We start from the raw sequence: 24,189 nt of genomic DNA, 5'->3' as shown, positions 1-24,189 counted from the left end.
CACCGAACTCGGTTGAACGCAGTCGGGTACCAACCCGCTTGACGAACTACGTTGAGACGAGGACCGGGCCGGCCACCAAAACCCTTGACAAAAACCAGTTACGAAGGTGTCTGCTGCCCAACACGCCGTGTTTGAGCGGCATTTCACGCACACTCGCGGTGTTTGGGTTAGCGCCCCCGGTTTGTATTACCGGTAGTCCCGATGGAACTTCATCCTCCCCTGGACGTCGCCCCAGCGATCGTCCGGCCAGGCGCAGCTTCCCGGGAGCAACGTGACCCATTTGTCAGGCTCCGCGATCTCGCCGCGAAGAACGTAGAAGTGGGCGACGGGCGCGCCCCACCACGTGGAGAGGTCGAAGTTCATGTGCCACTTGTCCCAGTCCTGGATTGGGGCACACGGATCGATGATGATGGTCACGTTTCCGCTCGAATTGCCCCAGAGCGAGCGGCCTTTCCATGACCCGAGCGGTACCACAACCGCGAACGACCAGTTGACGAACTCGAAGTCGCCGATATTGGTCTCTACCTCGTAGCTGATGATTGCCTGATTGGCGGCCGGTCAGGGTTCCGGTCAACTCGTCACCCGCAAATGTGCCCGTCAGCTGCAGCGGGTCGCGGCTTGCGGCCGGGTCGAGCAGCTGACAGTCGAGTCGTCCCGCCTCTGCCCGCCCGTCGACGATGAGTGGATCGCCTCCCGTGCCTACCGTCACCACCTGAGCGAGGCCCCGGGCTCGGCCGTCGAACAGCAAACCCTTGTCGAGATGGATTGCTAGGTCTCCGCCTTGCGGGCGTTGCAGCTTGCCACGCCAGTGCTGACCATCAACCAGGACGTTGCCACCTGATGCCGTCGGGTACAACATCATGGCCCCCTCTCACGTACGGACTTGCTGGCTGGTCCAGCAATCACGAACGCGAACCATCATCCTGCAATCCGCCCGCAGGCGTTGGCTGTTCGAACATCTCCGAATGAATTGCAGACGTGGGGGATCAGCATCCTCGACAGCGTTGAGAAGTCGACGCTGGGGCGGTCCTCGAACTGGCCAGTGGCAAACCACTGCTAGACGGTCTCGCCCGTAAGTTCGCCGGGGCCAAACCGAGGCGGTGGCGTCGCCGAGTGTGCGCAAAATGCCGACCGCGAGCGGCGTGTCGAGGGACAAACACGCACGCTCGCGGTGCAAGGCAAGGAGGTCAGACAGTCAGACAGTCAGCCTGCGGTCGCCGAACTCCTCGGCGAGGATGGCCACGAGGCGGTCGACCATCCACTCCGTGAGCATCTTGCCCTTCTCAGCGCTGGCCGCTTCGGGGGAGGACAGCGTGCCGGTGGTCGTGGACATGCGGGTGTCGATCGGCAGGACATCGTGGTTGACCACTCGCTCCGGGGCGTCGGCCTTGATGTGCTCGGCGCGCACCAAATGGGGTGCGTGGTGGAGCAGCAGCGAGGTCTCGATCACGGCGGCATGCTCGAGCGCGAGGCCAGGGAAACCGTCAGGCCAGATGGCTTGCTGGCGGTCCGGCGTGAAGTCGGGGTTGGCGTCCTCCATCACGAGGATCTTCAGTTCGGGATGCTTCTCGGAGATCAGAAAAGCGGGCTCGTAGATGAATCCGCTGTTCTCGTAGTGCCAGTTGTACAGCACGATATTGCGGAACCCGGCCCGCTTGAGTTCACTCAGGATGTCCTCGAGCAGTGCCATGTAGGTGGTCGCCCGCAGTGAGAGGGTGCCCGGGATATGTTGTCCGCCACCGCTGCCCGGTCGGCTGCGATACCCGAACGGGACGAACTGCCCGACGACCAGGTCGGTCCGGCGGCTGGCTTCCTCCAGCAGCTTCTCGGGGATCAGCCAATCGGTGCAGACAGGCAGGTGGTGGCCGTGCTGCTCGGTCGAGCCGATCGGGATGGCGACGGGGATGTCGGCGCGCGCCGCCTCGGCGATCTCCGGCCAGGTCATCTCCCGGTACAGTCGCGGCTTTTGTTCAGTCATGTCGTAACTCCTTGTTGCTCAGTGAGAGACGCCGATGTTGCCGGCAGGTATACAGGTGGACCGGCCACCGTCGACCACGAGATGCGTGCCCACCGCGTAACTGGCCCGGTCGGACAGCAGGAACACCACAGCTTCGGCGATTTCCTGCGGTTCGCCGAACCGTCCGGCGGCGACGCTGGACGAGATCTCGGCGATCTCGGCCTCGGGATCGGCACTGTCCTCGAATTCGACCATGAGCAGCGGAGTTCGGGTGGTGCCCGGGCACACCGAGTTCACCCGAATGCCCCAGGTCACCAATTCCGCTGCGGCACTGCGGGTCATCGCGACGATGGCACCCTTGGTCGCCGTGTACGCGACGAAACCCGGCTGGCCCATGAGGGCGAGTTCGGAGCCGGTGTTCACGATCGAGCCGCGGCGGCGAGGTTGCATGACGCGCGCAGCTTCGCGCAGGACGTAGAACGATCCGGCCAGGTTGATCGCCACAAGGTCGTCGAAGTCCTTGTCGGTGGTGTCGACAAGCGGTGCGACGCGGGAGATTCCGGCATTGTTGAGCACCGCGTCGATGGGGCCGAGCTCTGCTTCGGTGCGCTCGAATGCCGCCCGCACCGCGGCGGAGTCCCGGACGTCGACGCTGATCGGCAGGGCGCGTCGGCCGTGCTCGCTCACCAGCCGCACGGCCTCGGACAGGTCGTCCTCGGGCCGGGCCAGGACCGCCACGTCGGCACCTTCACGGGCCAGCGTCGCGGCGGCGGCGAGCCCTATTCCCGAGGAGGCGCCGGTGACCAGCGCAGTGCGGTTCGTCATCTCGCCCATGTGCTGCAATCCTTTCAGAGGTTCTCGGTGGCCCGGATCCACTCGATCTGCTTCTCCAGGCCCTTCTCCAGCGGCCACTGCGGTACGTAGCCGAGGTCGCGTTCGGATCGGCTCAGATCGAACTGGACCTGCCGGTCCCAGTCGGGAAGGTAGCCGGGGCCGATGTCGAACTTGGCTTGCGGCAGGAACTTTGCCAGCAGTTCGGCGGTCTCGAACACCGTCATCCGGTCACCGCCGGACACGAAATAGGCCTGTTGGGTGAGGTTTGCGGTGGTGGAGGCGAGCCGGGCCGCCGTGGCGACGTCGTCGACGTAGACGAATTGGAAGCCATGGTCACCGCCGGATTCGAGAGTGAAGGGCTCGCCGCGCAGGCCGGCCCGGATCATGTCGCCGAGCAGGCTGGGCATCCAGAGCCCGGGTCCGTAGACCTCGGTGATGCGCAACGAGACGATTTCCATGTCGTAGAGCGAGTTGTACGCGCTGCCGAGCAACTCGCCTGCCACCTTGGTGACGCCGTAGACGGTGGTGGGGGAGGGTTTCACGTCCTCGGTGACGGGTCCCGGCTCGGTGATGTTGCCGAGCGCGCATTCCGACGAGAAGAATACGATGCGGCGCACACCCGTCATGCGGGCCGCCTCGTAAACCGCAAGCGTGCCATCGGCATTGGCGGCGAACGTGGTGACCGGCAGTTCGATCGACAGGGCCGGATGGCTCTGCCCGGCCGTGTGGATGATGCGGTCGACGCCATAGCTGGTGAGGGTGTCGGTCAGGCGTGGGATGTCGAACAGTTCACCGAGGACCGCGACTACTCCGTCGCGAGGGTCGACGGAGTAGTCGCGGTTGTACATGATGACGCGCTCACCGTCGGCAAGCAGTTGGTCCACCAGATGACGACCGACGAAACCGCGGCCGCCGGTGACGAGTGTGGTCATGAGTGCTCCTCGCTGTTGTGTGGACCAGAATGCCCTGCAGGTCAGTCGACGACAACGGACGAAACGTCATAGGTTCGGACACATATGTGGGTCATACTGTCGTATGACCTTGACCGTCGGCGACGTGCTTGCCCACCCGTCGCTGCGGTCGGCGAATCCGACGGTGCTCAGTGGCCGGGAGAACCTGGACCACACCGTGCGGTGGGTGCACTCCACCGATCTGTACGACATCGCGGATCTGCTGCGCGGTGACGAGGTGCTGCTGACCAACGGCGTCGGTCTCGTCGGTGTCGACGAGGTCGGCCGCAGGCTCTACATCCGGCGGCTGGCCGAGCGTGCAGTGGCCGGATTGTTCTTCGAGGTCGGCAGAACATTCGCGCAGGTGCCGCCGGAAATGGTCGACGAGGCGCAGCCGCTCGGGTTCCCGGTGGTCGAGTTGGCCCCGACTTTGCGCTTCACCGAGGTCGCCGAGGCGGTCAACAGTGAACTCATCGACCGGTCCGTGTCACGGTTGCGCTATGCCGACGAGACGTCACGGGCGTTGTCCGAAGCGCTGGCCCGCGGCGCGACCCTGCACGAACTCATCGACCAGGTTGCGGCCATGCTCGGTACGTCGGCACGGCTCACCGATTACGCGGGACGCGTGATGGTCACCGCCGGCGCCGTCGACGGCACCGACGCGATGCGCGCGGAGGTGCCCGTCATGGTCGACGGCACGGCGTGGGGACGGCTGTCGGTGGACCCGTCGGGTGCGCCCGAATTGCTGTGCGCTGCAGTGCTCGAGCGGGCGCCGACCGTGCTGGGGCTGTGTCTGATGCGAGAGGGGATCGCGGGCACCCTGCGGGCGCAACAGCTGGTGCTCGACCAACTGGTCGCCAATCAGGCGGGCGACCGCGGTGCTCTCGAAACCCGGCTCCGGGCCGCGGGTATCGCGACGTCGGGCCAGCGCTACGCGTGTGTGGCCGTCGACCCGCAGCGCGTCGACTCCGTGGCGCTGGTCGCCGACACCCTGCTGCACCACGTCGGGCCCGGCATCTTCGGGCTGGTCGACGGTCTGTTGTGTGGCGTGCTCACGGTGTCGGCGGCCGAACCGCGCACCGACGTCGCCGCCGCGGTGCAGGCCGCGACGCGCGCCCTTCGGTTGGCGCGAAACCCGTTGTGCATCACTGTAAGTCGCGTAGTCGATGACATCGGAACGTTGCCGCGGGCGATGTCCGAGGCGCGCGAGACCCTGCGGCTCGGGCAGGATCTCGGGGTGACGGGCCCCGCACTCGGGGTGCGGGCGCTCGCGCTGGAACGGCTGCTGGCCGGCCATGGTGACGGTGACGCGTTGCGCGCGTTCGTCGACGACCACATCGGCGCGCTCGAACGCAGTGACGCCGCCAAGGGCGGACAGCTGATGCGGACTTTGGAAGTGCTCATCGAATGTGGAGGAGCCAAGGCCGAGGCGGCCAAACTGTTGCATATCCGCAGGCAGTCGCTGTACTACCGGCTGGATCAGATCGCCCGCCTGCTCGACGTGAATCTCGACCAACCCGGCCAGTTGACGACACTGGCAGTCGCCGTCGCGGCCAGACGGATGCGCAACGTGGTGCGGTAAACCATCCTCGGCGAGCAGACGTCGCGGCACGCGAAACGCGGCGTGTCGTGGACTTTGACGTCTGCTCGGCGGAGAGGTTTGGCAGGACGTTGCCAGACTTTGTGCGCATGCACAAGGCAGGTTTACCGTTTTGTGCGGATCACTTCTCGCGCCCGTGAGTGTGACCCACGCATCATTATTCGCACAGCAGCCATCTGACCTGGAGTGCGACTGGTGAATACCCGAGCAATCGACGAGCAACCTGATGTCCTCATCATTGGCGCAGGTGCGTCCGGCGGGGTTGCGGCCCTGGAGCTGGCCCGCCACGGCCTCAAGGTGGTCTGCCTGGAGCAGGGCGATTGGAACCTGCCCGACGACTTCACCGCGGGCAAGCCGGAGTGGGAACTGACCCGGCTCAAGCAGTGGAATGCCAGCCCCAACGTGCGGCAGAACCCGGCCGACTATCCCATCGACAGCACCGACAGCCCCGTCGAGCCGTTGATGTTCAGCGGTGTCGGCGGCAGCACCATCATGTTCTCCGGCCATTGGGTGCGCCCCATGCCGTCGGACTTCCGGGTCAAGACCCTTGACGGGGTGGCCGAGGACTGGCCATTCACCTATGAGGATCTGCGGCCGTTCCTCGACGAGGTGACCCACCACATCGGAGCGTCCGGCCTCGAAGGCGACCCGGCCTACCCCGACGCGCACACCTTTCCGCTGCCGCCGCTGCCGATCGGCAAGTACGGCCTGATCGCGGCCAAAGGCATGGACAAGCTGGGCTGGCACTGGTGGCCCGCTCCCAACGCCATCGCGTCGCGCAAGTACAAGAACCAAGAAGCCTGCATGCGTTACGGCGCTTGCGAATCCGGCTGCCCCGTCGGCGCCAAGGCCAGCACCGACATCACCCACTGGCGCGACGCGATCAAACTCGGCGTGCAGCTGGTCACCGGAGCCCGGGTCAGCCGGATCACGACCGACGAGCGTGGGCTGGCGACCGGCGCCGAGTACGTCGACCGCGACGGCACGTTGCAGCATCAGGCCGCGCGTGTGACGGTGTTGGCGGCCAACGGAATCGGCACGCCGCGGCTGCTGCTGAACTCGGCGCCGGACGGCCTGGCCAATTCCTCGGGCCTGGTCGGCAAGCGCCTGATGACCCACCCGTACGCCTCGGTCTACGGGGCCTACGACGAGGACATGGAGACCTGGCTCGGCCCGGCCGGTCAGGCCCTGCAGTCCCTGCAGTTCTACGAGACCGATACCGATCGCGGATTCGTGCGCGGCGCGAAGTGGAACCTCATGCCCACGGGTGGCCCACTGGCGCAGACCCTGTGGGAACCCGGCGACGACTGGCGTGACGGCTTCGGCGCCAACTTCCATCCGCGCCTGAAGCGGACCTTCGGCCGCTACACCGAGTGGGGCATCACCACCGAGGACCTGCCCGACGAATCCAACACCGTGACACTGGATCCCGACGTCACCGACTCCGACGGGATCCCCGCGGCTAAGATCCACTACACCATCGGCGAGAACTGTCGGCGGATGCTGGACTTCAACGTCGCGCGTGCCGTCGAAGCCCACGACGCCGCGGGAGCCGTTGAGATACACCCGGTTCCGGTAGTGCGGCACAGTGCCTGGCATCTGCTGGGCACCACCAAGATGGGCACCGACCCGGCCAACTCCGTGGTCGACGAATGGTGCCGCACCCATGATGTCCCGAACCTGTTCATCGTCGACGGCAGCACCATGGTCACCTCGACCGGCATGAACCCGACCGCCACCATCATGGCCGTCGCACTGCGGTCCATGCGGCACCTGGCCGAAACCCGCTCCAGCATCCCCACTCCGTTCTGAGGACCGCCATGCTCACTCCCGAACAGCGTCAGGTGTTCGCCATCCTGGCCGAAACCCTCATCCCGGCAAGCGACACCATGCCGTCGGCCACCACCGCAGAGGTGCCCGGCGACCTGCTCGACCAGGCTCTGGGCTACCGGCCCGATCTCGTCGAGGCGCTCACCGCGGCACTGGATTCCAGCGCGGGCAAGGACCCCGAGGCCGCATTGGACAGCCTGGCCACCGAGCAACCCGAGCAGTTCGAGGCGCTCACCGTGCTGGTCGCGGGGGCCTACTTCCTCAGCCCCGCAGTGAAAGCCGCCATGCCCTATGACGCGGCACCGCGCCCCGCGCGCGACGACATGGACAGCTACGTCGACATGCTGGAGCACGTCGTCGACCGCGGCTTCGTCATCCGCTGATCCGACACCACCCGAAAGAACCCATCATGAGTGAAACCCGCAGTAAATCAGCGGAATCCATCTCCTCCATCGAGGAGAACACCATTCAGCAGGTGCCGCTGGACCAGCGTCACGGCCGTAACCGGGACATGTTCACCATCTGGTTCGGCACCAACATCATGATCCTGGCGATCGTCACGGGTGCGCTGGCGACGACGGTGTTCGGCCAGCCGGCATGGTCTGCGGTATTGGCGATCGTCCTCGGCAACCTGTTCGGAGCGATCTTCATGGCGCTGCACTCGGCTCAGGGCCCGACCCTCGGGGTACCTCAGATGGTGCAGACCAAAGGCCAATTCGGTTCTCTGGGCGCGGTACTCATCGTCGCCGTGGTGGTGTGTATGTACACCGGGTTCTTCATCTCGATCCTGGTGTTCGGCGGTGAGTCACTGGCCTCTGTGCTTCCGTTCCTCGGGGTCAAGGGTGGCATCCTGATCCTGGCGTGCGTCAGTATCGCGGCGACGATCTGGGGCTACACGCTGATCCACGCCTACGCCCGGATCATGACCTGGGCGTCGGGCATCACGCTGGTACTGGCCTTCGTGTGGGCGTTCGGTGTCCACCCGATGCCTGCGGACTTCTTCCACAGCACCGGCGCGTCGGTGGCTGGTTTCCTGGGTACCTTCGCCGCCGCCGCGGTGTGGCAGATCGCCTATGCCCCTTATGTTTCGGACTACTCCCGGTACCTGCCGAAGGCGACCGGCGCCAAGCCGGCCTTCTGGATGAGCTACTGGGGCACAACGATCGGATCGATCCTGCCGATGCTGCTCGGCGCGGGAGTCGGTCTGCTGGCCCTCGACGACGATCCCGCCATCGCGCTGACCAAGGCCACCGCCGGAATCAGCGTACTGGTGGTCGCGGTGTTCAGCGTCGGAGTCGCGGCGACGAACGCGATGAACCTCTACTGCGGAACCCTGTGCACCATCACCATCATCCAGACCTTCGTCCCGAAATTCACCGCACGGGCCCGGGAACGCGCCATCATCGCCGCCTGCATCTGCGCCTTCGCGGTGTTCGTCGCCCTGTCGGCCGGTGACGATTTCGTCGCCAAGTACAACAATCTGCTGATCCTGCTGCTGGGTGCGCTGGTCCCATGGACCGCGGTCAATCTGGTCGACTTCTACCTGGTGCGCCACGGCGACTACGTCGTCGACGACTTCTTCAAAGCCGACGGCGGCCGCTACGGCCGGGTCAACTGGCCTGCGGTGATCTGCTACCTGATCGGCGTCGCCGTACAGCTGCCGTTCATGATCATCGGCACCGCCTACACCGGTCCAATGGCCAAACTCCTTGGCAATACCGATATTTCGTTCATCGTCGGGCTGGTCGTGGTGTCGCCGCTGTACTATTTCACGATGACTTCGCTGGCGCGCAGACAGAAGAACCCCGCCCCCGTCGTCGGTAGCCACGTCGAGTAGATCCGACCGTGAACAGCGCCGAGCCCGACATCCACCAGTTCGAAGAGGTTCTCCAGCCGATTCCGGAAGCTGTTCGCACCAAGCGGGTCTCGGGACAGTTCTGGATCTGGGCCGGTGCCAACATCGCCCCGATCAACTGGGTGCTCGGTGCGCTCGGCATCGAACTGGGCCTCGGTCTGCGGGACACGCTGATCGTCCTGATCGCCGGAAACGTCGTCGGCATGGGGTTGTTCGGCATCTTCGTGGTGATGGGCCAGCAGACCGGGGTCACAGCCATGGTGCTGTCGCGGGCCGCTTTCGGACGCCGCGGTGCCTACGTGCCCGCCGCGATCCAGGCGGCCCTGGCTGTCGGGTGGTGCGCGGTGAACACCTGGATCATCCTCGACCTCGTGATGGCGCTGCTGGGCAAGCTGGGGCTGGTGGACCCCGACGCCGCGAACGTCCTGCCGAAGATCCTGGTGGCCGCGGCCATCATGGGAATCCAGGTGACGATCGCCTGGTTCGGGTACCGGACCATCGCCTCGTTCGAGCGCTGGACCGTGCCACCCACCTTGGCGGTCCTGGTCCTGATGACGCTCGTCGCATGGTTCCACCTCGACATCGACTGGTCCTACGCCGGGCCTGCGGGTCACGTGTTGCAGGGCGGTGAGCGCCTCGTTGCGATGTCGACGGTGATGACCGTGATCGGAATCGGTTGGGGCATAACCTGGTTCACCTACGCCTGTGATTACTCACGATTTGTCAGTACCACGGTTCCCCCGCGCAGGCTGTATCTGGCCAGCGCTCTCGGGCAGATCATCCCGGTGGTCTGGCTCGGTGCCCTCGGCGCCAGCCTGGCGACGACGAACGGATCGGTCGATCCCGGCCGGCTGATCGTCGACAACTACGGGGCGCTGGCCCTGCCGGTGCTGCTGTTGGTGATCCACGGTCCGATAGCGACCAACATTCTCAACATCTACACCTTCTCGGTGGCCGCCCAAGCTCTCGACATCAAAGTGCATCGGCGCAAGCTGAACGTGCTCGTCGGTGTCCTCGCGCTGGCGGCCATCGTCTTCTTCGTCTTCCAGTCCAGCCTGGCCACCGTGCTCGACACCTGGCTGGCGGCGATCGTGGCATGGGTCGCGAGCTGGGCGGGCATCATGCTGGTCCACTACTACGTCGTCGAGAAGGGCCGCGTCGACGCGCAGCGGCTGTTCGACCCGATCGGCTCGCGACGGCTGCCGGATGTGAACTGGGCGACCATGTTCTGCTTCGCGGCAGGCATCGTCGCCACCTGGATGTTCATGTACGGGGCGACAGGGGCCATGCAGGGCTTCGGTTCGCGGGCTCTCGGTGGCCTCGATCTTTCCTGGCTCGCAGGCGGCCTGGTGGCCGCGTCGCTCTACGCGGTGCTCGGGCCGCGGGTGAGCCGGCCGCAGAGTCATACGGCCGTCGTCGACAATCCCGTTCCCTGACGCGATCCAGCGATACGGTTGGCTGGTGAGCATCACGGTGCGCGAGCTGCTGGACATGCCGCACCTGCAGCTGCGACTGCATTCCGGCAAGGCCGGGCTGGACCGCCAGGTGTCCTGGACGCACACGTCGGACCTGCCCGAGCCGTGGCAGTGGGTCAGTGCCGGGGAGCTTCTGATGACCAACGGCATGTCGTTCCCCGCGGGAGCGGCCGAACAGGAGCATCTGCTCGACGAGCTGCAGCGGGTCGGCGCCAGTGGGTTGGCCATCGGTGAGGAGATGTACTGCCCGCGGCTGACCCAGCGCTTCACCCGGGCCAGTGAGCGTCTCGGCCTACCGGTGCTCTGGATCCGCTATCCCATGCCGTTCGTGGCGATTTCGCGCGCCATCGCGGAGGCCACGCTGCTCGAACAGTCGCAACGCCTCATGCGGACGGCCCGGATCTACGACGCGCTGCGGCGCACCACGGCCGGGGACGTGGCGCGGTCCCGCATCGCCGACGCCCTTACCAAGGAGTTGCGGTGTTCGGTGTTCGTCTGCGACCGCGTCACCGGCGACGCCTATCACCCCGACGGCCCGCATCCCGGCGACGAGGTCAAGGAGACCGTGCGCGCGGCATCGCAGGGCACGCTCGCGGCCGGCGCGCGGTCCATCCTGACCCCCAGCGGCGTCGAGGTCCTGGTCGGCGAGGTACCGACGCACGAACACGCGGTGCTGGCCGTCATCCGGGAAGGCGGTGTGGCGCTCGACGGCGTGCTGATCCAGCACGCGGCGACGGTCGTCGCGCTGGAACTGTCCCAGACCCACCTGGCGCTGGAGCACACCCGCCGCGCGGGTGCCGAGCTCACCGCGCAGCTCATCGACGGCCGTATCGATCAGCGAGTCGGGCGCAGGCAACTGCAGTCAGCGGGTTTGGATCCTGCGACGTCGATGTTCGTCTCGGTGACGTGCGCCGACGAGCGGAGGCTGCGGGATCTGCATGTGGCCTTGTGGCGGCGGCGGATTCCGCATGTGACGGCGTTCCGCTCCGGCGTCGCGCATGCGGTGGTTCCGGGTACCGATGCGGCGGTCGACGCCATCGCCGCCTCGCTCGGCCCGACCGCCAGGGTAGGAGCCAGCCGGGTGATGAAAACCGTGGGCCGCTCGGCGGAAGCCGCCCGCGAAGCGACCTGGGCGCTGGGCACTGCGCAGCGGACCGGCGATGCCATCGTGCGATACGGCACCGCGACGTCGTGGGTCGGGATGGGCGGTGTCGAGGACGCCCAGGCCATGGTCGAGCGGTGGCTGGGCCCGCTCATCGAGCACGATGCGCAGCACCGCACCGGTTTGGTCGAGACGTTGGAGGCTTTCCTCGCCAACCAGCGGTCATGGCAGCGCACCGCCGCCGCCATGAACGTGCACCGCCAGACCGTGCTCTACCGCGTGCACAAGGTCGAAGAGCTCACCGGCGCCCGGCTGTCCGACACCGCCGACATAGCGCAGCTGTGGTTGGCATTGCGATCCCGGGATCTGCTGGGGGGTCGTTGACCGCTTGCTACGCAGCCGGTTTCGTCAGGAACCGGCTGTCCAGGAACTGCGCGTAATCGGGCAACGCAGCCGTGGCGTCGATCGACTTCTGGGTCTTGGCCCATTCGCCCAGTTCGGTCAGCTTGGTGGCGAGATCCGGGTTGAGCTGCAGCGTGAAGTCGAATTCTTTGAGCACCGGGCGCAGCAAGCCGGCGTCGAGCTGCGTGGCCTTGGCCACAGCGTCGATCGCGGCGTTGTCTTGTTGGGCCAGTGCGGATCCGGCGTCGGCCAGTGCGGCGAAGAAGCCCGTGATCGCCGGAGACTTGTCGGTGATCGCCTGCTGGGTGGCGAGAAACAGGCTGTGCTGGTGATAGGTGCCGCCATCGAGCTCGACCGCATCGGTGGCCAGCGCTTGGATGGTCTGCGCCTGGTACGGCTGGAAGATCGACACCGCATCGACGTTGCGTTGGGTGGCCGCAGTGACCACGGCCGACGGCGCCACCTGGACCAGCTTGGCGTTGATGTTGTTCTGCGCCAGGGTATTCGAGATGTAGTAGGCGGCGCTGGTGCCCAGCGGCGTGCCGATCGACTTGCCCGCCAAGTCGGCGATGGTGGTGATGCCCGCGCTGCGCCGCGCCACGATGCGTGAACCTTCCCACCGCGATCCGTCGCCGACGATCCGTAGGGTCGGGCTGCGGGTGAGCACGGCTGACGTGGGAACGTCTGCGGCAGTGGTGATGTCGACCTGCCCCGCCGCGGCGGCCTGCAGCGCCTCGACCCCGGAGGAGAAGTTCACCACCTTGACCTTGACGCCGTGCTTGTCGAACAGGCCTGTCGAGGCTGCCACCGGGACCTGGGCCCAGGACGGGTCGACGACGAAGCCGACCGTGAGTTCGTTGGCGTTCGCACTGCCCGAACTGGTGCAGGCGACGACGGACACGGCGAGTGCAGTGGCGGTCAGTACGGCGGTGAGCATCCGCCGGAGAGTGGGTTTCACGTTCGGGCTTCCTCGAGTTGATGGTGCAGGGTTTTGCGGATCCCGCTGTAGCCGGGCTGGTCCGCCAGCGCGTCGGCGGGGCGGGGCCGGCTCAGCGGATTGACGATGTGCTCGGCGATCCTGCCGTCGCGCAGCACACTGACGGTGTCCCCGAGCCGGATGGCCTCGTCGATGTCGTGGGTGACGAAGACGATCGTGCGGTTCAGGCGGGTCCACAGGTCGATCAGCAGGTCCTGCATCCGCAGCCGGGTGAGCGCGTCGAGCGCAGCGAACGGTTCGTCCATCAGCATCACCGACGGTTCGCCTGCGAGCACCCGGGCGATGCTGACCCGCTGCCGCATGCCGCCGGACAGCTCGGTGGGGCGTTGCCGCGCGACCTCCTCGCGCAGGCCGACGAGGTCGAGCAGGATGCGGATCTGTTCCTGGCGTTCGGGTTTGGCGAGATGCCGTGCCGCCAGCGCGAAGTCGATGTTGTCGGCGACCGTCATCCACGGGAACAGCACGTCGCGCTGGAACGCCATGCCGCGGCGCGGATGTGGTTCGGTGACGGGTTCGCCGGTGTCGGTCACGGTGCCCGAGGTCGGGGTGATGAGGCCGGCCAGGCAGTGCAGCAGGGTGGATTTGCCGCTGCCCGATGCGCCGACGAGTACCGCGAACGATCCGTCGGGAACGGTCAGTGAGATGTTCTTCAGCGTCGGTTCGCGCTGCCCCGGGAACTGCACGACGAGGTCGTGGGTCTGGATGGCCATGTCAGCGTTCCTCCTGCGCCCACCGCGTGAACGGGGTGGTGACGGCGTTGACGGCGAGGTCGCACAGCGCGCCGAGGATGCCAAGGACGATCAGGCAGAAGATCAGCCGGTCGGCCTGGGAGAACAGCTGTGCCTGATAGATCCGGTAGCCGATACCCGCTGTGGTGCCGGTCATCTCGGCCACCACGATCAACACGAACGCCATCGCGGCGCCCACCCGCAGACCCGCGGCGATATCCGGTGCGGCCTCGGGCAACACCACCTTGCGCAGCGTCTGCCACCGACCCGCCCCCAGGCAGCGGGCGGCCTTGAGGTAATCGGCCGGTGTGCTCGCGAGCCCGGAATGGCTGTTGATCCACACCGGGACGAACACTCCAAGCGCGATCACCAGGGTCTTGCTGTTCTCGCCCAATCCGAACCAGAGAATGGCCAACGGCACCAGGCCGATCGTCGGGATCGGCGCGAACACGCGCAGCACGGGTTGCAGGAGATGACGGCCCGCCGCGGTGGTCGCCGTGAGCACCGCGACGCCGACGCCGACGGCCGCACCGATCGCGAAACCGACTGCGGCCCTGCGCAAGCTCGCGCTGATGTCATCGAGCAGCAGCCCGTCGGCCCACAGGACGTGGCCCGCGGAGAGGATCTGCGGCACGCTCGGGAAGAGTTGCCGGGGGAACCGGCCCGTCGCGACCACCGCAGACCAGACCGTCGATGCGAGCACCAGGCCGGCGACAGTCCACCCGAGCGTGGAGAACCTGGCCAACACCGAGCGCAGCCGCACCGGTGCCGCGCGTTTCGCCGCGCCTGCCGCCGATGTCCGGACCACCACCCCCGCGGTCATGAGCGCGTACCGGCAAGCGGGGTCCACTCGAACGGTACGGCCTGGGCCCGGTACACCAGGGCGGTCAGGGTCAGTCGATCAACTCCTGGAACCCTGGGCTGCTTGACCTCTGGCTCACCGGCGACACCGTAACCCTCATAGGGGCTGTGGTACTCCCACGCGACGTCGCCGTCGGCCGTCACTTGGAACAGCCGCCCGTGCATGCCTTCGGTGATCAGGGTGTTGCCGTTGGGTAGGCGCTGGGCGTTGCTCACGAAGGAACTGAAGAACGTCCACGACGGGCGGCCCGAATCCTCCGCGGTGTACTGCCAGACTATTTCCTCGGTGACCGGATCGATTTCGAGGACGCGGGACCCGGCGTAGATGCCCAGCGGTGCGGGCGGGTAACCCGCGCCGCCCTGGTTGTCGAACACCAGGATGTTGCCCGCACCGGGCAGGCCCGCGGCGATCATGTGCGGATTGTGTTGTCCGGATGTCTGATCCAGTGGACGCGGCACCTTATGGGCGTTGATCCGCTGGTGCTGAGCCCCGGCCTGCGCGGCGTAGTACGGTCCGAGTCGCCAGGCGACAGCACCGGACGACTTGTCGATGAGCGCGATGATGTTGGCCTTGCGGAAGCTCACCAGGATGTTGTCGGGCTGGAACACGGTGTCGGGCTGTGCGTCGTACCAGCGGTTGGCGCCAAGGGATTTGGCGCTGTTCATCTCCAGATAGCCCCATGGGTCCTCGGGGTCGCGGGCCACCGTCTCGCGCAGCGCGGCCCAACCGGCCGCAGAGAAGCCGAACTCGTCGAGGTGGTCGCCGGCCAGCCAGGTCCACACGATCTCGCCATCGGGCGCCACCTCGTAGAGGCCCTGATCGCCGACGACGTGGTCGCCAAGGCCCGGGACGACGCGCGGTGCCGTGACCAGGATCAGCCGGTTGCCGCTGGGCAGCAGCTCCCAGTCGTGGTTCTGCCGGGCTGCCCCACCCGGTGCCTGCAGGCCCCATTCCCAAACCCGGTTTCCGTTCCAATCCAATTGCCCGACAGTCCCGTTGGCGTAGATCCCGCCGCGGGCGTCGCCGCTGTCGGACAGCTGCACCCCGACGTCGCCGATGCGGCCGCCGTTGAGCGCCGGATCCAGGATGCGTGGCGGCACGCCTGCGTAGGGCCACTCGTGCACGACGGTCCCATCGAGGGCGATGAGGCGGGTCACCGAATCTGCGCCGGTGAACAGCACGTAGCTGTCGTATGCGAGTTCGGGGTCGAAATGTGTGACGCCGGATTGTCGTACGTATGCCATGTCGACTACTCCACCAATGTCGTGTTACGTCCACGGGTCCTCCCCGTAACGGTTCTAATCGATTAGCGTAATGAGCGGAGGTGACGGCGGAACCGTCATAATCGGCGTGAGCGAAAGTCTGGCGAAGCATCGCCGGAGGACGGGGAATCCAAGGGTGAGCGGGAAACGTCCGACCCTGGCCGACGTGGCAAGCCGCGCAGGCACGTCGACAGCGGTGGTGAGCTATGTGCTCAACAACGGGCCGCGTCCGGTGTCAGAATCGTTGCGGGCGAAGGTGATCGACGCCATCGAGGAGCTGGACTACCGCCCCGATCTACGTGCCCGGGCGCTGCGGAGGCCGCGCCGGTGGCGTCAGATCGGTCTGCTCGTCCCCGACCTGGGGCTGCCGCTGTTCGGTGAGTTCGTCGGGCGGATCGAGGTCGAAGCGAGGGCCCGTGACCACCTGACCATGATCGGCAACACGGGCTACGACCCCGAGCGTGAGCTGGAATTCGCCACCGCGTTCGCCGAAGTGGGCGTCGACGGACTGGTCGTGATCGGCGCCGCCAACGCACCCGAAACCGCCAAGCTGTGCCGCCACGAACGCATCCCGGTGGTGTGGCTGCACAACATCCGCGGCGATGTCGCCGCCGACATCGTTGGCGTGGACCATGCGCGGGCGGGTGCACTGGCGGCCCGTCACCTCCTCGACGAACACGCCTGCCGGGACACGGTATTCGTGGGCGGTTTCACCGAATCCGATGTCCGCCATGGCGACCGGGAAACCGTCGAGCAGCGATATCGGGGCGTCGCTTCGGTCGTCGGAGGAACGCTCCGGCACATTCGCACCGATCTCACACCTGCGGGTGCCTACACCGCTGTGAGCGCGTTCCTGCGCACCGAGCAGACACCGCGCGCAATCATCGTCGGCACCTACGGTCAATCGGCTGCCACCATCCGGGCCATCGCCGATGCGGGCCTACCGATCCCGGAGCGGGTCCGCGTCATCGGATTCGACGGCGGCACAAACGACTATGGTCAACCGAGGCTCACGGCGGTGCAGCAACCGGTCGCCGCCTTGGCGCGCCGCGCACTGGGGCAGTTGCTGGGCGAGGGCGGCGTCGGCGCAGAACTCACGTCATCGCTGCGGATCGGGGACACCTGCGGCTGCCCGGCCTCGTGACCCTGGCGCTCAGCCGAACGCCGCGACCGCGGCCTCGGCACACGCCACGTCGTCGGCCGCGCTGGCGCCGCTGACCCCGACACCGCCGACGATCACGCCGCCGGCACGAAGCGGGATGCCGCCGCCGAAGATCACGAACCGTCCGCCGCCGTTGGCCTGCAGTCCGAAAAGCTCACCGCCCGGCGCGGCCAGCACACCCAACTCCGCGGTCGGAGTGCTGTTGGCCACCGCGGTATAGGCCTTATCGACGGCAAGGACGGGGCCGGCGATCTCGGCCCCGTCCATCCGCCCGAACGCCACCAGGTGTCCACCCGAATCGACCACCGCGGCGGATACGGTCACCGCCCGCCGCTGTGCTTCGGCGTGCGCGGCCGCCACCAGGCGCTGCGCTGTGGTCAGGTCGACACAAGGAGACGTCATGCGCGCCAACCTACTGCGGATCAGTGCGCCAGCGTCGACGCGGTCTCGGCCAGGGTCCTGCCCTTGGTTTCCGGGGCAAGCCACTGGGACAGGGCGGCTCCCACCAGCGCGACCCCGGCCGCGACCAGCATGCTGACCGACATCCCCAGGTGAGCGATGGACCAGGGCAGCAGGAACGTGCCCATACCGGCGCCGATCCGGCTGAACGCGGCGGCGAAGCCGGTGCCGATGCCACGGACTTCGGTCGGGAACACTTCGCCGGGGTAGACCTGGGTCAGTGTGGTGTAGCCGGCGTTGAAGAACGAGAACGCCAGGAACATCGTCAGCACGGCGATGGCGGGTGCCCCGGTCCACAACCCGATCACGGCCAGCAGCACGACGCACACCCACTGCGTGGGGACCGACAACACACGCCGGCCGAGCTTGTCGAGCAGCAGCGCCGTGCCGAGAACGCCGAGGCACGCCAGCGCGGACAGGCCGACACCGCTGGCCAGGCCCTCACCCATGCCGTACTGCTTGAGCACCTTGTCGGCGAAGGTCGCGATGGCGAAGTACGGGGTCACGGCACAGAACCAGAAACCGGCGGTGAACAGGGTGGCGCGCCAGTTGTGCTTGTTGAACAGCATGCTGAACGTGCCGCTGACGACGGGCTTCTTATCGCATCCCTCGCTCTCGCGGGTCACGGCGGCGGCTTCCAACACATCCATGTACTTGTTCGCGATGGACAGCGCTTCATCGCGTCTGCCCTTCTGGATCAGCCAGCGTGGCGACTCGGGCAGGCCGAGCCGGGCCAGGAACAACCCCGCGGCGATCACAGTGCTGGAGCCGATGATGATGCGCCAGTTCAGCCCTGCGTCCATCAGTGCGTGCGCCACGATGAACGCGACCATGAAGCCGACGTACCAGGCCACCAGGGCGGCGCCGAGCAGGCGGCCCCGTAGCCGGGCCGGCGAGAACTCGGTCATCAGCGGCATGCCGATGGAGTACTCACCGCCGATCGCGATGCCCATCAGGAAGCGGATGATCAGCAGCTGGATCGCCGAGGTGATGAAGAACTGGCCGAGGGCGACGAAGAACTGCAGGAAGGATGCGAGCACGAACAGGCCCATGTCGATGAGGAACATGGGTTTGCGGCCGTATTTGTCGGTCAGCCAGCCGCCCACGGGGGCGCCGACGAAGATACCGAACAGCGTGCCTGCCGCGATCAGGCCGATCATGAGGTCGTTGACCTGCAGGTCGTCCTGGATCAGGCCGGTGACGGGACCGATGATCCCCAGGATGTAGCCGTCGAGAAACATCCCGCCGACCAGTACTGCGGTGAGCCGGAACAGGAATCGGCGCCTGAACGCCGGGGTGCTTACGGGTAACCCAGCGGCGTCCTTACCCGCTGTGCTCTGTGGCGAAGACATGGCTGTACTCCTCGTGTGGGTGGGCTGTGAGGGTTTGCGGTGGATATTCAGATGGCCAGGCAGAGGCGGTAGGAATCGAGGATCGCGGCGTGGATGTTGCGGCTCGCGACGGCATCGCCGACTCGATACAGGGCGTAGCGACCATCGGGATTCGCTGTCGCAGGCTGCGGCGAGCGGGCCAGCAGTTCGCGGATCCCGATCTGCCCGAGGTTGACCGAACCGGGCAGCAGCGCGTCGTAGAGGTCGTTGTCCGGTTCGGTGCCGTGTTCGACCACGACCGCGTCGACAACGCGCTCGGTGGCGGCCTTGGCGCCCTCGACCTGCAGCCGGGCCAGCAGGCGGCCGTCGTGCTTCTCGATCGACACCAGCCGGTGCAGCACGCCGGTGGTCACCTCGTGGTCGGCGAACAGGGCGAAGTACTGACCTGCCGGCGAGGCCCCGACGTCGACGGCGACGCTGCGCTCGGGGGTCACGTATTCGACGGCGCCTGCCGTGCGGATCAGTGCCTCGACCGCATCCATCGCCTGGTGGCCGCCGAGGTCGTCGTACACCAGCACGTCGCCACCCACCTTGCGGGCACCCGAGATGATGTCCCAGGTGTCGACGGCCAACTCACCGCCGGGGATACCGAGGTCGGGGTTCGGGAGGCCGCCGGTGGCCAGGATGACCACGTCCACGGACTCGGTGAGGGATTCGAGTTCCGACGGGTCCACGTAGTGATTGCGCTTGAGTTCGACGCCGAGCCGCTTGCACTCGTCGTACCGCCAGTCGACGATGCCGATCAGATCGCGCCTGCGCTCGGAGACCGCGGCCAGCGCAACCTGCCCGCCGAAGCGGTCGCCCGCCTCGTACAGGGTCACGGAGTGGCCGCGCTCGGCGAGCACACGTGCCGCCTCCAGTCCGGCGGGTCCGCCGCCGATCACCACACACCGCTTGTGCTGCTCGGCCGGGGCCGGGGTGACGCGCTGCGGCAGTTGGGTTTCCCGTCCGGTGGCCGGGTTGTGGATGCACATCGCCGAACCGTGGGTGTAGATGCCGTCGATGCACACGCTCGCGCCGACACAGGGCCGGATCCGGTCGGCGTGGCCCTCCTGCGTCTTGTTCGGCAGGTCCGGGTCGGCCATCAGCGCGCGGACCATGCCGACCATGTCGAGCAGGCCCTCGCTGATCGCGTACCGGGCCGTGGCCACGTCCGCGATGCGCGACGAGTGCATGACCGGGACCGACAGCTGCTTCTTGATCCAGCCGGCGAACTCCAGGTGCGGATTGGCCGGGGTGAACATCGGGGGGATGACCTTGGCCAGTTCCCAGTCGGTGTCGGCGTTGCCGCGGTTGACGCTGAAGAAGTCGACGCCTGCGTCCTGCATCGCGGCCGCGATCTGCAGCGCGTCGGCAGGGACCATGCCGGAGTTGTCCGGCAGCATCTCGTCGAAGGACATGCGCACGCCGACGATGAAGTCGTCGCCGACCGCTTCGCGCACGGCGTTGATGACCTGCAACGGGAACCGCATCCGGTTCTCCAGCGAGCCGCCGTACTCGTCGGTGCGGTGGTTGTGTCGCGGGGACAGGAAACTGTCGAGCAAGTGGCCGGTGTATGCGGAGATCTCCACGCCGTCCAGGCCGCCGGCCTTGCACCGGGCCGCGGTGTCGGCGAAGTCGCGGGCGATGCGCTCCAGGTCGCGGACATCGGCGACGCGGGAGAACGAGCGGTGCGCAGGCTCGCGGGTGCCCGACGCGGACAGCGCCGGAATCCAGTCGTGCGTGTAGTTGTCGGTGCGGTGGCCCATGTGCGTCAGCTGAGTCATCACCGCGGCGCCCTGCTCGTGCACGTCGTCGGCGAGCGCGCGCAGCAGCGGTTCCGCTTCGTCGCGCCACAGCTGCAGGTTGCCGAAGGGCGGCATCGAATCCGGGCTGACCAGTGCGCTGCCGCCGATCATCGTCAGCGCCACGCCGCCGCGGGCCTTCTCCCGGTGGTACATGCGGTAGCGATCCTTCGGAAGACCGTCCTCGCTGTAAGCCGGTTCGTGCGACGTGCTCACGATCCGGTTGCGAAGCACCAGATTCTTCAGCTTGAACGGCGTGAACAGCGGGTCACTCATGTTTTTCCGAACTCCCTTCGCCGCGGTGCTCGCGGAACCACTGGAGCTACGATGCGTGATGCAAATCACCACCGACTAGTCTGTGTGATGGATCCGATCCGGATTGATTCACAGGAAAGTTACGGTTGCGGCATGGCGGACGATGAGAATGGCCTTCCTCTCGAAGACCGGGCCGAACTCTTGCGTATCACCCGATCCCGCCAGGTTTCCCATGGTCAGGGAGTACGGGCCCGGGTGGTTCTCGACTGCGCGGAAGTAGGGGTCGCCGAGGCGGCGCGGCGCGCGTCGGTGAGCGCCACGTCGGTGAGTCGGTGGTGGCGTACCTACCGGCACGGCGGCGTGGAGGCGCTGCTGGCCGTGACTCCGCCGCAGGGCCGCCCGACGGTGACCGACGACATGCTGCGTGCGGTACTGGGATGCTCGCTCACCGCGCCGCCGGACGGTCGCGACCGGTGGACCACCCGCGCCGTGGCCGAGGCGACGGGGGTCAGCCAGGCGACGGTGAGCCGGATCCGTCGTCAGCACTTCCCGCCCACGACTGGCCTCGATGTCGGCGAGAAGACACTGATCTTGAGCTACGTCGACGTCGGCACCGCAGGCTGTGCGCTCGGCTTCGAACGCGAGGCGGTCGAGTTGACGTCGGCGGAACCGTCAGCGGGCCTGGTCGACGCCGTCGAGACGGTGTTGTGTGCGGCGCTGATGCGTCGTCCGCGCACTGACGGGACCACACCCGACGGTGACGCGTTCGCCCTGCTCCGGCGCGCCGAACGGGAGTGGCTGCCCGAGGCGCCCGTGACTGTGGTGGTGGATCAGCCGCTGGATTCGACTGCCCGGCGCTGGATCACCCGGCATCCGACGGTGACGGTGTTGTCGCGGCCGGGGCACGAGTGGCCGGCCCAGCTGCATCACCTCTCCGCGCGCATCGCGCCCACCCAGCTGCGGGAATTGCGGGCGCTGCAGAGTCGGATCCGCGACGCCACGGCGAGCGCCGAGGAGCCGTGGACGTTCACGTGGAGTCGCGGTCTGTCCCGCGCGACGCCGCCGCCTGAGCCGGTGCCTGCCGCGCCGGCCTCGGTCCAGGACATCTCGGACACTGTGGCCGCCATGTGCTCGGCGATCGCCGACGGCGGGGTGCGTCCCGGCGAGGCGATCTCCGTTCGGCTGATCTCGGGGTTGTCGGGGCTGTCCCGCCCGCGCACCACGGAAGTGCTGAACTACCTGGCCGACCAGGCGATTCTCGACCGCCGGGCGGGCCACCTGTGGCTACCCACTCCCACCCCGCGCGACGTGATCGAGACGTATACGGCGCGTGGTCTGCTGGGCACGGCGCTGGTGCGGACCATGGTCGCGCAACGGATCTCGCCGCCGGCGTACGTGGACACCACGCTGGCCCGGATTTCGGTATGCGCCGAGCACCGGCTCGACGCCGAGACGTACGCCCTGGACATGGATCTGCAGGACCAGTTGGCGCTGGCCGCAGGGATGCCACGGATCAGCTGGATGTTCGTGCAGCTCACCGCCCAGGTGCGGCTGTTCATCGCGATCCTTGGACTGGACTACCGCTATCCGACCGCGGAGATCATCGCCGACGACCAGCGGATCATCGACGAGATCCGCAGCCAGGACCCGGCGCGGGCCGTGGATGCCTGGCGGACCAAAGTGGACAACTGCGTGCGGTACATGCTCCGCCAGCTCAAGGCCGAGGATCGCCGCGCCTGATCCGCGGGCGTCTACCTCAAACGCGTTCGGCGATCACGAGCACCCGCGAAGAATGTGCCCGGCAGGGCAAAGGGTGTGCCCCTCAGACCGCCCTGTCCGAAGGGTTTGCGCGGGTACGCTGTGGCTGCCAACCAAGGGCAAATGCCCTCTCCGTCGAGGCGATCGACGGCTCCCGCTGTCGGATCGCTGCGAGGTCTAAGGAGCGCCAATCGTGGGATTCATTCAGGCTTTCGCAGGCGCGTTCGGCGGGACACTCGCTGACCAGTGGAAAGACTTCGTTGTTCCGCCGCAGGTCGCCCCGACTGCGGCCATCTTCCCCGGCGTTCCGGTCGGACAGAACGCCGGCCGCGGCTCCAATACCCGTGGGTCGCAGAACATCATCAGCAACGGGTCGAAGATCGTCGTGCCCGAGGGCACGGGCCTGTTGACGTTCCAGGACGGCAAGATCACGGGCTTCATCGCCCAGCCGGGTGGCTACGAGTGGCGGTCCGACGACATCAACTCGCAGTCGGTCTTCGCCGGCAACGGCATCGTGAGCCCGCTCGTCACGCAATCGTTCGAGCGCTTCAAATTCGGCGGCCAGCCCGGCAGCCAGCAGCTCGTGTTCTACGTGAACCTGCGTGAGCTGCCCAACAACCGCTTCGGCACGCAGTCGGAGATCTATTGGGACGACGCGTATCTCGGCGCTCAGGTGGGTGCCATCACCCGCGGTACGTACACCATGCGCATCATCGACCCGGTGCTGTTCGCCACCCAGTTCGTGCCGCTGACGTACCTGCAGGCCGGCGGGCAGGTTTTCGATTTCACCGATTACGACAACGACGCGGCCACCCAACTCTTCAACGAGGTGGTGTCGTCGCTCGCGCCGGCGTTCTCGCACTATACGAACGACCCGAGCAAGGGCAACCGGATGGCCCGCATCCAGGGCGACTCGATCGGTTTCGCCCAGTCGCTCTCGGCCGCCGTCGACAGTGCCTACCGGTGGACCAGCGGGCGCGGCATCACGATCATCAACGTCGCGATCGCCTCGATCGAGTACGACGAGGACACCCGCCGGCTGCTGTCGGACGTCAAGAAGGCCGATGCCTTGAGCGGTTCTCGCGGCAACTCTTTCCTGCAGCAGTCGGTCGCGCGCGGCATGCAGGCCGCAGGCGAAAACGGTGGCGGCGCGGCCGGAATCGCGATGATGGGCATGGGGATGAACGCCGCGGGCGGCGCGATGGGCGGCCTGCAACAGCCGACCGGGCCTGCGCCGTATCAGCAGGTGCCCCCGCCGCAGCAGGGCCAGCAGTATCCGCAACAGGGGTATCAGCAGCAGGGCCAGCAGTATCCGCAGCAGGGCTACCAGCAGCAGGGGTATCAACAGCAGTACCCGCAGCAGGGGTACCAACAGCAGGGGCCCCCTCCGCAGAACCCACCGCAGCAGGCACCGGCCGGTGACGATCCGGTGGCGAAACTCGCCCAGTACAAGAGCATGCTCGATCAGGGCCTCATCACGCAGGCCGACTACGACGCCGCCAAGGCCAAAGCGCTCGGGCTGTAGC

Annotated in this window: 20 protein-coding genes; 9 read left to right on the top strand and 11 right to left on the bottom strand. The window is 67.0% G+C overall.

All coding sequences use genetic code 11. The annotated features are described in order from the left end of the window. Positions 1-186: 186 nt before the first annotated feature. The 4 genes from A5784_RS09845 to A5784_RS09825 all read right to left on the bottom strand — a co-directional run bounded on the left by A5784_RS09845 (position 187) and on the right by A5784_RS09825 (position 3,723). Positions 187-417: a hypothetical protein gene (locus A5784_RS09845; protein WP_064944704.1), complete on the bottom strand. Its 231-nt coding sequence runs from the start codon at positions 415-417 to the stop codon at positions 187-189. A 778-nt stretch (positions 418-1,195) separates the two neighbouring features. After that, the gene (locus A5784_RS09835) at positions 1,196-1,978 is read right to left on the bottom strand and encodes a creatininase (RefSeq protein WP_064944702.1); all 783 of its coding nucleotides are present in this window, start codon (positions 1,976-1,978) and stop codon (positions 1,196-1,198) included. An 18-nt stretch (positions 1,979-1,996) separates the two neighbouring features. Further along, positions 1,997-2,791 carry an SDR family NAD(P)-dependent oxidoreductase gene (locus tag A5784_RS09830; RefSeq protein ID WP_064944701.1) on the bottom strand — a complete coding sequence of 265 codons (795 nt, stop codon included), beginning with the start codon at positions 2,789-2,791 and terminating at the stop codon, positions 1,997-1,999. A gap of 14 nt (positions 2,792-2,805) precedes the next feature. After that, positions 2,806-3,723 (bottom strand): NAD-dependent epimerase/dehydratase family protein, encoded by a 918-nt coding sequence (locus A5784_RS09825; RefSeq protein WP_064944700.1) that lies wholly within the window; start codon positions 3,721-3,723, stop codon positions 2,806-2,808. 103 nt (positions 3,724-3,826) lie between these two features. Between A5784_RS09825 and A5784_RS09820 the strand changes: the two genes are divergently transcribed. The 6 genes from A5784_RS09820 (at position 3,827) to A5784_RS09795 (ending at position 11,987) form a co-directional block, all read left to right on the top strand. Next, positions 3,827-5,323: a PucR family transcriptional regulator gene (locus tag A5784_RS09820; RefSeq protein WP_064944699.1), complete on the top strand. Its 1,497-nt coding sequence runs from the start codon at positions 3,827-3,829 to the stop codon at positions 5,321-5,323. A 204-nt stretch (positions 5,324-5,527) separates the two neighbouring features. Then, positions 5,528-7,153, top strand: coding sequence for a GMC family oxidoreductase (locus A5784_RS09815; protein ID WP_064944698.1), 1,626 nt, complete (start codon positions 5,528-5,530; stop codon positions 7,151-7,153). An 8-nt stretch (positions 7,154-7,161) separates the two neighbouring features. Beyond that, positions 7,162-7,554 carry a hypothetical protein gene (locus A5784_RS09810; protein WP_064944697.1) on the top strand — a complete coding sequence of 131 codons (393 nt, stop codon included), beginning with the start codon at positions 7,162-7,164 and terminating at the stop codon, positions 7,552-7,554. 26 nt (positions 7,555-7,580) lie between these two features. Then, positions 7,581-9,008, top strand: coding sequence for a purine-cytosine permease family protein (locus A5784_RS09805; RefSeq protein ID WP_064944696.1), 1,428 nt, complete (start codon positions 7,581-7,583; stop codon positions 9,006-9,008). A gap of 8 nt (positions 9,009-9,016) precedes the next feature. After that, positions 9,017-10,462 carry a purine-cytosine permease family protein gene (locus tag A5784_RS09800; protein ID WP_064944695.1) on the top strand — a complete coding sequence of 482 codons (1,446 nt, stop codon included), beginning with the start codon at positions 9,017-9,019 and terminating at the stop codon, positions 10,460-10,462. A 25-nt stretch (positions 10,463-10,487) separates the two neighbouring features. Continuing rightward, complete coding sequence (locus tag A5784_RS09795; protein ID WP_082944734.1) at positions 10,488-11,987, top strand: PucR family transcriptional regulator; 1,500 nt, start codon at positions 10,488-10,490, stop codon at positions 11,985-11,987. Positions 11,988-11,994: 7 nt separating this feature from the next. On the opposite strand, the gene A5784_RS09790 is transcribed toward A5784_RS09795, so the two are convergent. The 4 genes from A5784_RS09790 to A5784_RS09775 are packed head-to-tail and all read right to left on the bottom strand — an operon-like array spanning position 11,995 to position 15,836. Beyond that, complete coding sequence (locus A5784_RS09790; protein ID WP_064944694.1) at positions 11,995-12,963, bottom strand: ABC transporter substrate-binding protein; 969 nt, start codon at positions 12,961-12,963, stop codon at positions 11,995-11,997. Further along, entirely contained in the window at positions 12,960-13,712 is a 753-nt protein-coding gene (locus A5784_RS09785) for an ABC transporter ATP-binding protein (RefSeq protein WP_064944692.1), read from the bottom strand. The genes A5784_RS09790 and A5784_RS09785 overlap by 4 nt, the downstream gene beginning before the upstream one ends. Before the next feature lies 1 nt (position 13,713). Continuing rightward, positions 13,714-14,553, bottom strand: coding sequence for an ABC transporter permease (locus tag A5784_RS09780; protein ID WP_064944690.1), 840 nt, complete (start codon positions 14,551-14,553; stop codon positions 13,714-13,716). Further along, positions 14,550-15,836, bottom strand: coding sequence for an aryl-sulfate sulfotransferase (locus A5784_RS09775; protein ID WP_064944688.1), 1,287 nt, complete (start codon positions 15,834-15,836; stop codon positions 14,550-14,552). Before A5784_RS09775 ends, A5784_RS09780 begins: the two co-directional genes overlap by 4 nt. Positions 15,837-15,990: 154 nt before the next feature. On the opposite strand from A5784_RS09775, the gene A5784_RS09770 reads away from it, so the two are divergent. Beyond that, the gene (locus tag A5784_RS09770; protein ID WP_232005995.1) at positions 15,991-16,998 is read left to right on the top strand and encodes a LacI family DNA-binding transcriptional regulator; all 1,008 of its coding nucleotides are present in this window, start codon (positions 15,991-15,993) and stop codon (positions 16,996-16,998) included. Positions 16,999-17,007: 9 nt separating this feature from the next. Here the strand turns inward: A5784_RS09770 and A5784_RS09765 are convergent, their stop codons facing one another. The 3 genes from A5784_RS09765 to A5784_RS09755 are packed head-to-tail and all read right to left on the bottom strand — an operon-like array spanning position 17,008 to position 20,926. Then, positions 17,008-17,418, bottom strand: coding sequence for a GlcG/HbpS family heme-binding protein (locus A5784_RS09765; protein ID WP_064944686.1), 411 nt, complete (start codon positions 17,416-17,418; stop codon positions 17,008-17,010). Positions 17,419-17,438: 20 nt separating this feature from the next. Further along, positions 17,439-18,827, bottom strand: a complete 1,389-nt coding sequence (locus A5784_RS09760; protein WP_064944684.1) for an MFS transporter — start codon at positions 18,825-18,827, stop codon at positions 17,439-17,441. A gap of 47 nt (positions 18,828-18,874) precedes the next feature. Further along, the gene (locus tag A5784_RS09755) at positions 18,875-20,926 is read right to left on the bottom strand and encodes an NADH:flavin oxidoreductase (protein ID WP_064944682.1); all 2,052 of its coding nucleotides are present in this window, start codon (positions 20,924-20,926) and stop codon (positions 18,875-18,877) included. 132 nt (positions 20,927-21,058) lie between these two features. On the opposite strand from A5784_RS09755, the gene A5784_RS09750 reads away from it, so the two are divergent. Together A5784_RS09750 and A5784_RS09745 are read left to right on the top strand one after the other, a co-directional pair. Beyond that, positions 21,059-22,645, top strand: a complete 1,587-nt coding sequence (locus A5784_RS09750; protein ID WP_064944730.1) for an FCD domain-containing protein — start codon at positions 21,059-21,061, stop codon at positions 22,643-22,645. A gap of 211 nt (positions 22,646-22,856) precedes the next feature. Then, positions 22,857-24,188, top strand: a complete 1,332-nt coding sequence (locus tag A5784_RS09745) for an SPFH domain-containing protein (RefSeq protein WP_064944680.1) — start codon at positions 22,857-22,859, stop codon at positions 24,186-24,188. The last annotated feature ends 1 nt before the right edge of the window (position 24,189 follow it).

It is taken from the genome of Mycobacterium sp. 852013-50091_SCH5140682 (assembly GCF_001665685.1).
Classification (GTDB): domain Bacteria; phylum Actinomycetota; class Actinomycetes; order Mycobacteriales; family Mycobacteriaceae; genus Mycobacterium.
The sequence above is the reverse complement of the archived record's forward strand: the minus strand, read 5'-3'. Positions and strand labels throughout refer to the sequence as shown.

Bases quoted from the DNA above. Each gene is read 5' to 3' on its own strand.
- A5784_RS09835 (WP_064944702.1), bottom strand. From the start codon at position 1,978: ATGACTGAACAAAAGCCGCGACTGTACCGGGAGATGACCTGGCCGGAG.
- A5784_RS09830 (WP_064944701.1), bottom strand. From the start codon at position 2,791: ATGGGCGAGATGACGAACCGCACTGCGCTGGTCACCGGCGCCTCCTCG.
- A5784_RS09825 (WP_064944700.1), bottom strand. From the start codon at position 3,723: ATGACCACACTCGTCACCGGCGGCCGCGGTTTCGTCGGTCGTCATCTG.
- A5784_RS09820 (WP_064944699.1), top strand. From the start codon at position 3,827: ATGACCTTGACCGTCGGCGACGTGCTTGCCCACCCGTCGCTGCGGTCG.
- A5784_RS09810 (WP_064944697.1), top strand. From the start codon at position 7,162: ATGCTCACTCCCGAACAGCGTCAGGTGTTCGCCATCCTGGCCGAAACC.
- A5784_RS09805 (WP_064944696.1), top strand. From the start codon at position 7,581: ATGAGTGAAACCCGCAGTAAATCAGCGGAATCCATCTCCTCCATCGAG.
- A5784_RS09785 (WP_064944692.1), bottom strand. From the start codon at position 13,712: ATGGCCATCCAGACCCACGACCTCGTCGTGCAGTTCCCGGGGCAGCGC.
- A5784_RS09780 (WP_064944690.1), bottom strand. From the start codon at position 14,553: ATGACCGCGGGGGTGGTGGTCCGGACATCGGCGGCAGGCGCGGCGAAA.
- A5784_RS09775 (WP_064944688.1), bottom strand. From the start codon at position 15,836: ATGGCATACGTACGACAATCCGGCGTCACACATTTCGACCCCGAACTC.
- A5784_RS09765 (WP_064944686.1), bottom strand. From the start codon at position 17,418: ATGACGTCTCCTTGTGTCGACCTGACCACAGCGCAGCGCCTGGTGGCG.
- A5784_RS09760 (WP_064944684.1), bottom strand. From the start codon at position 18,827: ATGTCTTCGCCACAGAGCACAGCGGGTAAGGACGCCGCTGGGTTACCC.
- A5784_RS09755 (WP_064944682.1), bottom strand. From the start codon at position 20,926: ATGAGTGACCCGCTGTTCACGCCGTTCAAGCTGAAGAATCTGGTGCTT.
- A5784_RS09750 (WP_064944730.1), top strand. From the start codon at position 21,059: ATGGCGGACGATGAGAATGGCCTTCCTCTCGAAGACCGGGCCGAACTC.